This window comes from Caballeronia sp. LZ028 (assembly GCF_031451415.1).
GTDB classification, from domain to species: domain Bacteria; phylum Pseudomonadota; class Gammaproteobacteria; order Burkholderiales; family Burkholderiaceae; genus Caballeronia; species Caballeronia zhejiangensis.
This window is the reverse complement of the sequence record NZ_JARUXN010000017.1, coordinates 32,620-45,509: the sequence shown is the minus strand read 5'-3', so window position 1 is coordinate 45,509 and position 12,890 is coordinate 32,620. Positions and strand designations below refer to the sequence as shown.

The window sequence follows — 12,890 nt, the reverse complement described above, 5'->3', positions numbered from 1 at the left end:
TAAGCGGGCTCCATCGCCCTGGCTTGATGTCGCTAGTCGATGTATTTCGGACGCTGGAATGTCTCGCCGCTTCTGCGAGCGAAGGCCCTTCATGGCCGATAAGCCCCCTTCGAACCAACTTCCGACTCTGATCGACCCGCTTGCTCACTGCACGCTTTTTTGCCCAAACCTCCGCCGTGCGGTCGGGGTTGTAACGATCGACGTCTAGTGCCGAGAGACCCGCCCACCCGCTCCCTGCCGCTTGAAAACGCGCGCCGATCGACAACCGGAAAATAGCATCGAACGCATCAATCGTTATCCGCTCGCCATCATCCCCGGCTCACGGCTTCGCGAAGCCCCACCGCCGCCCTCGTCCGACCAGACCAAGATCACAACCCGCCCCCACAATTAGCCGCCCCCCTCCGCGTAATGCACAATATCGGCATCTAAGAACGCGGAGAATGGCCCGTGGGCGTCAACTTCGACCTCAACGACTTGCAGGCATTCAGAGCCGTGGTGGAACTGGGCAGCTTCCGAAAGGCAGCCGAGGCGGTGAACATATCCCAGCCGGCTTTGAGCCGCCGGATCGACAAGCTGGAGGAAGCGCTCGGCGTGCGTCTCTTCGAACGCACCACGCGCAGCGTGACGCTCACGACTGTCGGCCGCGCCTTCGCGCCGAGCGCGGAGCAGCTGCTGGACGATCTCGATGTCGCCCTGCTCGGCATCCGCGATGTCTCATCGAGCCGATTGGGTCACGTAACCATTGCCTGTGTGCCATCCGTGGCCTACTACTTTCTGCCAAGCGCGGTTGCGAGCTTCCATCGCCGTTTTCCGCGCATCCGGGTGAAACTGCTCGATGCGAGCGCGAACGAAGTGCTCTCCGCCGTCATCAGCGGCGAGGCCGATTTCGGCGTCAGCTTCATGGGAAGCCAGGAGTCCGAGGTCGACTTCAAAGTGCTGCTGCAGGAGCAGTTCGTTGCGGCTTGCCGTCGCGACCACCCGCTCGCGCGCAAGAAACGCGTGACCTGGAACGAGCTCTACGAACACGAATACGTTTCCGTGGACAAGACGTCCGGCAATCGCCTGTTGCTCGATCAGGCTCTTTCGGCCGTATCGCCGCGCGCGCCCAGCGTGTGCGAAACACGTCACGTCACGACCATGCTCGGTCTCGTCGAAGCGGGCCTCGGCGTCGCCGCCGTACCGTCGATGGCCATGCCCGGACGCAATCATCACATCCTCACGAGTGTGCCGCTGGTCGACCCCGTCGTGAAGCGACGAGTGGGAATCGTGAGACGCCGCGGGCGTACGCTGACGCCGGCCGCGCAGGAGTTTCATCAAACGATTCTGGATATGAGAGGCGATGTCAGGAGCAGCGGCACATTAACCGACGACGTCGCTCCAAAAGCGCGCCCGAGCAGGAAGCCCGCGTCGTGAGGGTGGCGAGAACGCTCCGTTTGCTCTATGTGCAGGTCGTGCTCGGCATGTTGCTCGGCATGGCGCTCGGGCACTTCTGGCCGCAAGCCGGCTCGCTTCTCAAGCCTGTCAGCGACGGTTTCGTCGGCCTCGTCAGGATGATGATCACGCCGATCGTCTTCTGCACGATCGTATCCGGGATCACGTCTGTCGCGAGCGGAAAGGCCATCGGGCGCGCAATCTTCCGGGCGTTGGGACTCTTCTATTTTCTGACTGCCGTGGCGCTCGCGCTGGGACTCGTCACGGCCTTTCTGATGCGGCCCGGCGCGGGCATGCATATCGACGCCCGAAGTCTCGATACGACGATCCTCGCGCAGTATGTGAAGCAGGCGCATCCGGATGGTCTCGTCGCCTTTGCACTGAACGTCATCCCCGAAACGATGCTCGGCGCCTTCGAGAAGGGCGAGGTGCTGCCGGTGCTGCTGCTCTCGCTGCTATTCGGCTTCGCACTGAATCTGCATCCGGGCGCAGGCAGGCCCGTGCTCGCGCTCATCGATGGCATCGCCCAGGCGCTGTTTCGCATCCTCGCGATGATCATGCGGCTCGCGCCGCTCGGCGCATTCGGCGCGATGGCTTTCACGGTGGGCCGCTTCGGGATTCACTCGGTCGGCTCCCTCGGCATGTTGATGGTGTCGTTCTACGTGGCATGCGTGCTGTTCGTCACGCTCGTCCTCGCTACGCTTGCGCGCTTGCACGGCTTCGCGCTTTGGCGGCTCTTGCGTTATCTGCGCGAGGAATTGCTCATCGTACTGGCGACTTCGTCGACGGAACCGGTGTTGCCGCGCCTCATCACCAAGCTGGAGATGCTCGGCTGCGACAAGGGCGTTGTCGGACTCGTGCTGCCCGCGGGCTATTCGTTCAATCTCGACGGCACCGCGATCTATCTGACGCTTGCTTCCATGTTCATCGCGCAGGCGTGCGACGTGTCGCTCTCCGCGCCGCAGATCGCGATGATGCTCGCGGTCATGCTGCTCACGTCCAAAGGCGCGGCGGGCGTGTCCGGGAGCGGCCTGGTGGCGCTCGTCGCGACGCTGACGGTGATTCCGGATCTTCCCGTCGCCGGCGTGGCGCTATTGGTGGGCATCGACCGCTTCATGTCCGAAGCGCGCGCGCTCACGAGCGTCATCAGCAACGCGTGCGCGGTGATCTTCGTTTCGATGTGGGAAGGCGCTTGCGATCGCGCGCGCCTCGCCCGGATGCTGCGCGCGCCGGCGCCGGGCGACGCCGACGGCGCAGAGGACCACGCGAGCAGCACCTCGAGAAGTTGACGGCGAAGGCTGTATCAATGCGCGGCGACGCTATCGAGTCCCGTCGATTTCACATCTGCCTGAACGCCGGGCGATGCCAGATAGTCGAGGAGCGCCTTCGCTTCCTTCGGATGCTGTGCGCTCACGGGAATGCCAGCGGCAAAACGCGTGACGGACTGCAAAGACTCGGGAATCTTTCCGACGAAGGTCGCGCCCTTGACCGGCAGCAACTCGCTCACCTGCTGAAAGCCGATCTCGTAATCGCCGTTCGCGACGACCGAGGCCACTGGTATGCGCGGGATCATCTTCGCCTTGGGCTTGACCTGCTCCTCGATGCCGAGCTTCGTGAACAGCTCCCGCTCGATATAGACACCGCTCGCGCTGTCCGAGTAGGCGATCGACTTGGCATGCAGCAGCGTCTGCCGGAGGCCTTCCGCCGAGCTGATGTCGGGCTTGGCCGCACCGTCGCGCACGACCATGCCGATGCGCGAGTCCGCCAGTTCCACGCGCGATCCGGGCACGACCTTGCCCTGCTTGATCAGCTCGTCGAGCGCGTATCCGACCATGATGACGGCGTCGGCCGGCTCGCCCCGTTCGAGACGGTTGGGAATGGCTTCGGGCGATTTGCCCATCGACGGACCCAGCGCCGTGTCGAGCGTGTTGCCCGTCTCGGACGCGAACCTCGGACCGAGCACCCTGTACGCCGCGGTAAAGCCACCCGAGCTCATGACGTGCAGGTCGGCGGCCTGCACGCTGAACGCAACGGCCGAGGTGGCGATGAGCGCAGCCGCGCATAGTTTCGGAAGCAGATTTTTCATGATCGGAGTCGTGTAGGGTTCGATAGACGCTTGGCGCAACGAGCGACGCGTCAGTGCGCCGGAGTCAGCGTCGCCGCACGCCGGCGATAGAGCGCGAACGTCGCCAGAAGCGCGCAGCCGGCGGCGAAGCTCATCCAGTATCCGGGCGCGGCCTTGTCGCCGGTCATGTGAATGAGCGCCGTCGAGATGGCCGGCGTGAAGCCGCCGAACACCGCCGTCGCAAGGCTGTAAGCAAGCGAGAAACCCGCCACGCGCACCTGAACCGGCATCACCTCGGTCAGCGCGACGACCATCGCGCCGTTATACATGCCGTACATGAACGAGAGCCAAAGCAGCACGAGCAGCATGTTGATAAAGCTCGGCGCGTGGGCGAGTATCGACAGCGCGGGGTATGCGGTTGCGATAGCGAGCACCGTCATGCCGACGAGCAGCGGCCTGCGGCCGATCTTGTCCGAGAGCGCCCCGCCGATCGGCAGCCACACGAAGTTCGACACGGCCACGCACAAGGTCACGAGCAGACTATCCGCCGTGCTCAGATGCAGGACCGTCTTGCCGAAAGTCGGCGCATAGACCGTGATGAGATAGAAGCTCGAGGTGGTCATCGCCACCAGCATCATGCCGGCGATCACGACGGCCCAGTTCTGGGCCAGCGTGCGGAACACTTCCTTCATGCTCGGGCGATGCTGACGTGCCTTGAATTCCTGCGTTTCTTCCAGATTGCGACGCAGCATGAAGATGAACGGCACGATCATGCAGCCGACGAAGAACGGCACACGCCATCCCCAACTCGCGATGGCCGTGGTGTCGAGGAATTGGTTGAGCGCGAAGCCGAGCGCCGCGGCCACGACGATCGCGACCTGCTGGCTCGCGGACTGCCAGCTCGTGAAGAAGCCCTTGCGGCCGGGCGTGGCCATCTCGGCGAGATAGACCGATACGCCACCCAGTTCGGCGCCCGCGGAGAACCCCTGCAGCAGACGTCCGACGAGCACGAGCGCGGGGGCCAGAAGACCGATCGTCGCGTATCCCGGCACGAATGCGATCAGGATGGTGCCGCTCGCCATGATGGAAAGCGTGACGATCAGGCCCTTGCGGCGGCCGACATCGTCGATGTACGCGCCGAGCACGATCGCGCCCAGCGGACGCATCAGGAATCCGGCGCCGAAGACCGCGAACGTCATCATCAGCGAAGCGAATTCACTCGATGCCGGAAAGAACACGCCGGCGATTTGCGTCGCGTAGAAGCCGAACAGAAAGAAGTCGAACTGCTCCAGGAAATTGCCGGCCGTTACGCGGAAAACCGCCGCAGCCTTGGAATGTCCCGGCGAAAGGGTGGAAGGTGAGGGATGCATCGATGTGTCTCCTGAAGTCCCGAAATTTGCGGAGTGTCCGCTCTTGTCTTTCGGGAATGATGGCGCGTCGCCATCAAAACGATAAGTGCAATGTTCTCAACGATTGATGTCCTATGGTTATCAATCGCCGGAAACGGTCGGCTCGGCCGACCTCCCGGATGTCGGCGCTCAGGCCATGAAACGGCACTGTGAAGCGGGCGTGCGCGTGTCCATGTTTCGACCGCGGTTCAGGTGATCGTCGATTTCCGCGGCGCAACCGAGCATGCGCGGATACAGAAAGATCGTGAACGCAGCGGTTTCGAGATCCGCCTCGCTGAATGCGCCGCGTTTGAGCGGTTGCCACAGCATTTTCAGCAGCAGCGCGGCGATCACGGCATCGACATTGACGCAGTACACGTTGCGCGAGACGCCCGCGTCGAACAAGGCCTGCACCAGCGCGCGGTAATACGCATGAAACGCGTTGTACTCGCCTCGCGCCTCGTACAGATCGGCGATGAACACCTCGCGCGGATCGTGATTCACCGGCTTGTCCTTGAAAACCGGGTGATTGACGCCCGGCAGCTTGGCGATGTCGAGGCTGCCGGCCTGCTTCTGGCTCGCCTTGTAGCGCGCGTAATGCTCGACGGAACGGCGCGCGAGCGCGTCGAGATCGACGCCGTGATGCGGGTCCGCGGGATCGTCGAGGGCGCTGTCGCGAAACGCATCGTTGAGAAAGGCGATGCCTTCGTAGCCATTGCCGCCGTGCGTATAGCCGGTGTGCGTCAGAAAACCCGTCAACGCCTTGTTCAGTTGCACGCGTTCGGGTGATTCGGGGCCATCGGCGGATACCGCACCCTTCGCGCCTTGCGCCGAGATCGCACCCGGTCCGTTCGTGAGCAGCAATCCGGTCAGCGTCCTGAAAGCGAACAGGTCGTCGGCGGACGGTTCGAGGCCGAGCAGCGCCGCGAACGCAATCTCCGTCAGCGAGCGCTCGCCGAGCAACGCCTCGGTGGAAACATCGCAGAAGCTGTCGGGACGATGGCGCGACGCGTCCGCCGAAGCGCCGATCAGCGTGCCGAACAGCTTCGTCCACCACGGCAGACTCTCCGCCGTCAGACGCGAGATGCGCTTGCGCATGAGCGGGCCCCAGGCGAGTGTCGTCGTGATCGCCGCGAGCACGGCGTCCGCGCGCGGATGGCCCGGGCCGCTGGCAATCCATCGCACGAATACGGAATTCACGCCACGGGCGGCGAGACCGGCGAGCATGGCTTCGGCCTTCGGATCCGGTTCCTCGCAGAACAGTGCCGCGCTGCCCTCGGTGTCGATCGCGTCGATGTCGAAATCGCGATCGAATGCGTCGACGAGTCTTGCTGCGGCGAACCGGTCGATCATCAGCTTGGCCGCCTCGCGCGCCGCGCGCTGGCGATTCGGCCCGACGATGGCGGCAGCAGCCGCGAGCACGGCATTGGGCGCATTGCCGGCCTCGCGCGCCGCCTGCGCCGCCGTCAGTTCGGGCGTGCCGTACAGGTTGACCGCCGCGCCGACCGCGACGTCGATCAGTTTCTCATCGTTCGCGCCGCCGAACTCGTGCAGCAGCGCGAGGCACACGTTCGCTTCGAAGGAATGCGTCGACGCGTCGAGCATCGATACACCGTGCAGGCTGCTCACCTGAGTCTTCGCATCCATCTGCGAGGCGCCCGATGCGTCCTTCAACGGCTGCCGCGGCGGAATCGCGCCGATCTGGTCGTTCACCCGCGCGACTTGTTCGTCATAGGGCGCGACGGCTTTCACGACCGCAAGCGCGAGATCGTCGGGCAAATCGAGCCCCTGATCGGAGCCGAACCACGGCTTGAGCGCGAGGCTGCCTTCGGGCTCGAAGTCGGGCATCGTCGCGTTCGCGCGCATCACCGCCGTGAGCGCGGCGGGAATATGCGCGATGTTCGTCAGCACCGCACCCTTCGCCGAGCAGCATGGATCGCCGGGCGTGAAAAGCCTTTCGACGCCGAATTTCTCCTTGAACCAGCGTTCCTTCGCGAGCGCATCGTCGGCGCCGCCCGCCATCGCGCCAGCATGTCCCACCGCGCGCGTCAGACGGCTTTTCCAGCGGCCCACCACGCACGCGACCACGGGCTTCGTGAAGTCCGCGTCGGCTTCGTAATAGCCGCCGGGCTCGCAGTACAGCACGGCAGCCTTGCTGCGCGCATCGTTTGCGAGCGCGAAGGCGAATTCCGGCGCGGCATAGTGGATGTAGACATCCTTCCCGCTGGAAATGACCGTCGAGGTGCCCCAGCCGCTCATGCGCAGGTATTGCGCAATCGTTGTGCTGAAGCCGCCGGAATTCGAGAAGATCGCGATCGATCCCTGGCGCAAGGTCGCGCCCGGATCGTCGCCGCCGAGCGCGCCGCCGATGCGTACGCGTTGCCACGAGTCCGCGACGCCCAGCCCGTTCGCGCCGAAGATGTCGATGCCCGCCTGCTGACCCATCGCGCGAATCTCACGCGCATCGTGCACGGCGATCTTCTCCGTGATGATGAAGATCTTGCGCAGATCCGGATTCACGCGGATCAGTTCGGCCACGCCGTCGCGCGCGGCCGAAGGCGGCAGATAGACGACGCCGCAGTTGAACCGATGTCCGGCTTCCAGCCCTTCTCGCACGTTGTTGAAGACCGGAATGTCGCCCGCGGGCGTCGCAAGCATCTGTCCGCCTTTGCCGGGCGCCGTGCCGAAGACGACATTCGCGCCCGAGAAAGCGTGGCTCACCGGCGTCACGTCCGATGATTCGCCGCCCAGGATGTTGAGCACGCAGACGCGGTCTTCGCGCGTCGCGATATCCGCCAGCGACTGTATGCCGACGAAGTATTTGAAACGACTATTGCCTTGCTTGTGCATGTCCGATCTCCTCAAGCCGATGCCGTATGCGATTGCGCGTCGCGCGCGCCGATGCGCGCCGCAACTTGCGCGCGTCCGCCCGATTGCATCCATGTATCCGCACGGCGCGCGTACTGGATCACCTCGCTGATGTCGGAGTCGAAACCGAAAAGGCGATACGGCAGGCCGAGCGAGTCGCAGGTGTCGCGCAGCGCGGACATGCCGCGCACGAGGTTCGGGCCGCCGCGTCCGAGGACGACATAGAGCGGCGTCGGTCCGTGCTCGCTGAAGTGCTCGCGCAGCGCATCGGCCATCGCGCGCAGGGTTTCGAAGATGTCGGTGTTGTTGGACTTGCCGCCGATGATGAACAGCACATTCGACTGCTTCAGCCAGTGCCGGAAGCAGATGCGCGCCACTTCCTTCATCTTTTCGTAGGGCGGATTGCCGCCGAAGTCCGACGAGATGATGGCCGCATCGCCGAGCATTTCCGTGACGAGCGAGTTCGCGCCGCCGCCGAAGGTGGGCGCGAGGATCGTGCCCTTGTCGTTGATCACGTAGACATCGCTTTGACCCTGGTGGGTGCGCAACTGGTTGATCTCCTGTTCGAAATCCGAGTAGTCGGCGGCGAACAGATGCGGGGGCAGGCCGAGCCGCGAGAAGCGCGGATCGTCGCGATCGAATCCGCACTTGAAGTCGCATGCGACGGGCGTGAGACGTCCCTTCTTGTCCTCGCGCATGCGGATCGGGTTGAGTTCGAGCGTCGTCATCCCGAAGTCGTGGAACAACTCCCAGAGCTTCGGCAACTGCTGCACGAGCGGCGAGATGATTTCGCGCGGCGCGCCGATCTCGCTCAGCGCATTCGCCACGACGAACGCCTTCAATCCGGTCAGGGCATCGAACGGCACCATCGCGACGTGCTTCGGATCGACTTCCTCGATGTCCATGCCGCCCATGTGCGAAAGCGTCATCGTCGGCGCGCGGAAACGCGTGGAATCGGTGATCGAAAAGTAGACCTCGTGCTTGGCCGGCACGCCCGCTTCGAACGTCACGCCGTTCGCCTTGGCTTTCACATGGCCTACGGCGTGTTCGGCGAAGTACAGTCGTTCCTTTTCGGCGAGCGCCGTCTTGAGATCCGTGGCGCGGCCGAGCAAGCCCGCTTTGCCCTTCTTGCCCACACCGCCCTTGAACACCGGCTTGATGAATATCTGCCCGTGACGGTCGATGAGCGACTTGATCTCTTCTTCGCTGGCGCCCGGGCCCAGCACTTCGCTGGACGGAAAGCCGACGAATTGCAGCAGGCGCGAGCCGTGCAACATTCCGGTGATCTGCATGTGACGTGTCTCCTGATTTGAGCAATGACGAATGAAGCGGATACTGGAAGTGCATCGACTCGCTGCGGCAGGCGCGAGATGCACCGCTGCCGTAGACGCGCTCGAAAGCGGCGGCAGGATTCAAGTAGCGAGGTGGGTTACGCGAGATAGGCGTCGATGACTCTTGACGGCAGCCCTGAACGGGCGTGCACCGGGATGCAGCGAAACGCTGTGCTGCGCTTCGTGCCTGTCTCCGACGCGTTCTCTTTTATGAACGTCTTGAGACCAGATACTTGCGCAAGAAGGCTGAAACAAGAAGTGCAATTTTTCGAAGCATTGATGTTCAAACGTTATCAATGCCGAAAAAGGCGGCGACTGGACGACGCGTTGCACGCCGGTAACGCCGCCTGATTTTGGCGCTCGGAGAAGAAAGCCCCTCGTGACTGACGGCCGCGATGAAACGAACCGTCAGAACGTCCCGGGAAACGAGCCCCCATCCATCAGGATGTTTTGACCGGTCAGGTAGCCCGCGTGTCCGCTGCACAGGAAAGCGCACATCGCGCCGAACTCCTGCGCCGTGCCGAATCTCCCTACCGGTATTGCCTGACGTTTCGCTTCGAGCACAGCGTCATACGCCTTGCCCTGCGCGGTAGCGGCCGCTTGGGTGGACTGCTTCAGGCGGTCGGTATCGAACAAGCCCGGCAGCAGATTGTTGATGGTCACGTTATGCTCCGCAATCCGTTTCTGCCGGGCCAGACCCGCGACGAAGCCGGTCAGGCCGGAACGCGCGCCGTTGGACAGCCCGAGCACATCGATGGGCGCCTTCACCGCACCCGACGTGATGTTGACGATCCGGCCGAAGCCTCGCTCGGCCATTGCATCGACGGTGGCGCGCATCAGTTCGATGGCCGTCAGCATGTTCGCATCCAGCGCCGCGATCCAGTCGTCTCGGGTCCAGTCGCGAAAATCGCCCGGCGGCGGGCCGCCCGCATTGTTGATCAGGATGTCGATGCGAGGCGCCGCGCTCAGTGCCCGCTCCCGACCGGCGCTCGTCGTGATATCGCCTGCCACCGCGATCACCTGAACGCGGGGATTCAGTTGCCGAAGCCCGGCGGCCGTCGATTCGAGCGCGTCCTCGCCGCGCGCCGTCACCACGACGTTGACGCCTTCAGCGACCAGCGCTTCGGCGCAGCCCTTACCCAGCCCCTTGCTCGCGGCGCAAACGAGCGCCCATTTACCCTCGATTTGCAGATCCATTGCGCGTCCAACCTCCAATCAAATGACAGATTCTTCTCGTTGAGTCATGGCCCCGGCCGTGTGCGCGCGGAAAGCCTGTGCAACACGCGGCTCGTGAAAGTTGTGCGGCCCGATCTCGCCGATCGACCGGGCGCCGGTCAGCGCCATCGTCACGTCGAGTTCGTTCCGCACAATCTCGAGCATGCGCGCGACGCCGGGTTCGCCCATCGCGCCGAGGGCATACATGAAGGCTCGGCCGACCATCGTGCCCTTCGCGCCCAGCGCGAGCGCCTTCATCACATCCTGGCCGGTGCGGATGCCGCCATCGACCCACACTTCAGTGGCGTCGCCCACGGCATCCACCACGGCGGGCAAGGCCTCGACCGTCGACGGCGCGCCGTCGAGCTGCCGTCCGCCATGATTGCTGACGACGATGGCATCGGCGCCCAGCGAAGCCGCCATGCGCGCATCCTCGGCGCACATGATGCCCTTGAGCACCAGCTTGCCGGGCCAGAGACTGCGGATATGCGCGATGTCGTTCCAGTCGAGGCTCGGATCGAATTGCGATGCGACCCACTTGCTGATCGCGATCACATCGTCACCGCCCTTGATGAAGCCAGCGAGATTGCCGAAGTTGCGTCTGCCCGAAGCGGCGCGCATCACCCAGCCCGGCTTGCGCAGAAAATCAAGCAGGTTCGCCGCCGTCAGGCGAGGCGGCACGGTCATGCCGTTCTTGAGATCCTTGTGACGCTGCCCGTTGATCTGCAGATCGAGCGTGACCACCAGCGCCGAACAACCGGCGGCCTTCGCGCGCTCGATCAGCGACTGGTTGAAGCCACGGTCGCGCATGACGTAGAGCTGAAACCAGAACGGCGCCTTCGTATGAGCCGCAACGTCCTCGATCGAACAGATGCTCACGGTCGAGAGCGTGAACGGCACGCCGAAGCGCTCGGCCGCGCGCGCACCCAGGATCTCGCCGTTGGCCCATTGCATGCCCGTCAGTCCGGTCGGTGCGATGGCCACGGGCATTGCGACCCGCTGTCCGAGCATCGTGCTTGCGGTGCTGCGCCCTTCCACGTTCACGCCCACGCGTTGCTTGAGCGTCAGCCGGGCGAACGCGCGACCGTTCTCGCGATAAGTCGATTCGGTGTACGAGCCACTATCGACGTAATCGTAGAACGCCTTGGGCACCCGCTTTTTCGCCATGAGGCGAAGGTCTTCGACACACGTTACTGTTTGCATTGAAGCTCGAACTCCGACAGAAGATCTTTTCAAACCACACGCAACGCCGGCATGGCGAGCGAATCAGGAAAGCGCGCCGACGGCCGTTTCCCCGACGTCTTCCGATACCGCGACTGGCCGGTGCACGAGCAGCAGATACGCCACCGCCGAGAGCAGCGCGATGACCGCGCTCACGATCAGCGAGGCGACGAACGAATGCGTCCGATCCACGACGATGCCGGTGACGATCGGCGCGGCCGAGCCGGCCAGGAAGCCGCCGAAGTTCTGGATGCCGCCGAGCGAGGCCACCGCCTGACGCGGCGCGGCGATCGAGATCAGCGACCACGCGCCGCCCGATGCCAGATTGATGAAGAACATGGCGCCCGAGATGTAGATCACGGCGAGCGTGGTGGACGGCGTCAGCGCCGCCGGAACGGTGAACGCCGCCGCGCCCTCGAGACCGATGCAGATCGGCCACTTGCGGCTCGTGATCGCCTGCAGGCCTCTGCGGTACAGGCGGTCTGCCGTGAAGCCGCTGCTCAGCATGCCGAGCGTGCCGAAGACATAGGGAATCGAGACGACCCAGCCCGCCTTCGCGATGCTCAGGCCGCGTTCGTGTTCGAGATACGCCGGCAGCCATGTGAGGTAGAGCCACACGGTATAGATGACGCCCATGAAGCCGAAGAAGATGCCCCACGTCGTCTTCTGCCGGAACAGGCTGCGCCATTGCGCGCCGCTGAGCGGCTTGCTGTTTTCGTCTTCCTGCGAGTCCTGGTTCAGATAGGCGGTCTCCTCCGCCGCGAGCTTCACTTCGTCGCGATTGCGATAGGCGACATACCAGCCGATCGCCACGATGACGCCGAACACGCCCGTCGCGAAGAACATGTTGCGCCAGCCGAGCGCGAGCATCATGGCGGTGAGGATCGGCGGCGCGATCGCCGGGCCCACGGTCGTCGACGCGACGAAGATGCCGGTCGGCGTGCCGCGGTCGCGCACCGCGAACCACTCGCCGATGACCTTCGCGCCGGCCGGAAACTGCGGCGCCTCGCCGATGCCGAGACACACGCGCGCCAGGAAGAACTGCTGGATATTGCCGACGAGCCCGCAGCAGGCCTGCGCGACCGACCACAGGATCATGCCCCAGCCCAGCATCACGCGCGCGCCGAAACGGTCGAGCATCGCGCCGACCGGTAGTTGCGCGAACGCATAGGCGAGCGAGAAGGCCGACAGCAGCAGGCCCATCTGCGACGCGCTCAGACCCATCTCGCCGCGAATCACGCTATTCGCAATGGAGAGCGCGCTGCGATCCAGATAGTTGATGCTGCCGGCGAGGGTCAGAAAGAAGATCGAAATGCGCTGGATCCGTACGATCCGTTTGCTCTTGTTCATGCGGTGTCTCCGTCCGTGTCA

At 64.1% G+C, this 12,890-nt stretch carries 9 protein-coding genes; 2 read left to right on the top strand and 7 right to left on the bottom strand.

Annotation, left to right across the window (positions count from 1 at the left end):
- The first annotated feature begins 447 nt into the window (after positions 1 to 447).
- Together QCE58_RS32940 and dctA are read left to right on the top strand one after the other, a co-directional pair.
- On the top strand, positions 448 to 1,413 hold the full coding sequence (locus QCE58_RS32940; protein WP_008346814.1) for a LysR family transcriptional regulator: 966 nt from the start codon (positions 448 to 450) through the stop codon (positions 1,411 to 1,413).
- Positions 1,410 to 2,720 (top strand): C4-dicarboxylate transporter DctA, encoded by a 1,311-nt coding sequence (gene dctA, locus QCE58_RS32935; protein WP_250522309.1) that lies wholly within the window; start codon positions 1,410 to 1,412, stop codon positions 2,718 to 2,720. Before QCE58_RS32940 ends, dctA begins: the two co-directional genes overlap by 4 nt.
- Before the next feature lie 14 nt (positions 2,721 to 2,734).
- Here the strand turns inward: dctA and QCE58_RS32930 are convergent, their stop codons facing one another.
- From QCE58_RS32930 to QCE58_RS32900, 7 genes are all read right to left on the bottom strand, one after another.
- A complete protein-coding gene (locus QCE58_RS32930) occupies positions 2,735 to 3,517 on the bottom strand; it encodes a substrate-binding domain-containing protein (RefSeq protein WP_250522310.1) in 783 nt (260 codons plus the stop codon).
- A 50-nt stretch (positions 3,518 to 3,567) separates the two neighbouring features.
- On the bottom strand, positions 3,568 to 4,866 hold the full coding sequence (locus QCE58_RS32925) for an MFS transporter (protein WP_008346820.1): 1,299 nt from the start codon (positions 4,864 to 4,866) through the stop codon (positions 3,568 to 3,570).
- Positions 4,867 to 5,034: 168 nt separating this feature from the next.
- Positions 5,035 to 7,734: a CoA-binding protein gene (locus tag QCE58_RS32920; RefSeq protein WP_250522311.1), complete on the bottom strand. Its 2,700-nt coding sequence runs from the start codon at positions 7,732 to 7,734 to the stop codon at positions 5,035 to 5,037.
- Between the two features lie 11 nt (positions 7,735 to 7,745).
- Entirely contained in the window at positions 7,746 to 9,044 is a 1,299-nt protein-coding gene (locus tag QCE58_RS32915) for an ATP citrate lyase citrate-binding domain-containing protein (protein WP_175943170.1), read from the bottom strand.
- 447 nt (positions 9,045 to 9,491) lie between these two features.
- Entirely contained in the window at positions 9,492 to 10,280 is a 789-nt protein-coding gene (locus tag QCE58_RS32910) for an SDR family oxidoreductase (protein WP_250437338.1), read from the bottom strand.
- An 18-nt stretch (positions 10,281 to 10,298) separates the two neighbouring features.
- Positions 10,299 to 11,501: an alpha-hydroxy acid oxidase gene (locus QCE58_RS32905; protein ID WP_250522312.1), complete on the bottom strand. Its 1,203-nt coding sequence runs from the start codon at positions 11,499 to 11,501 to the stop codon at positions 10,299 to 10,301.
- A 63-nt stretch (positions 11,502 to 11,564) separates the two neighbouring features.
- Positions 11,565 to 12,869, bottom strand: coding sequence for an MFS transporter (locus tag QCE58_RS32900; protein WP_309781079.1), 1,305 nt, complete (start codon positions 12,867 to 12,869; stop codon positions 11,565 to 11,567).
- Positions 12,870 to 12,890: the final 21 nt, after the last annotated feature.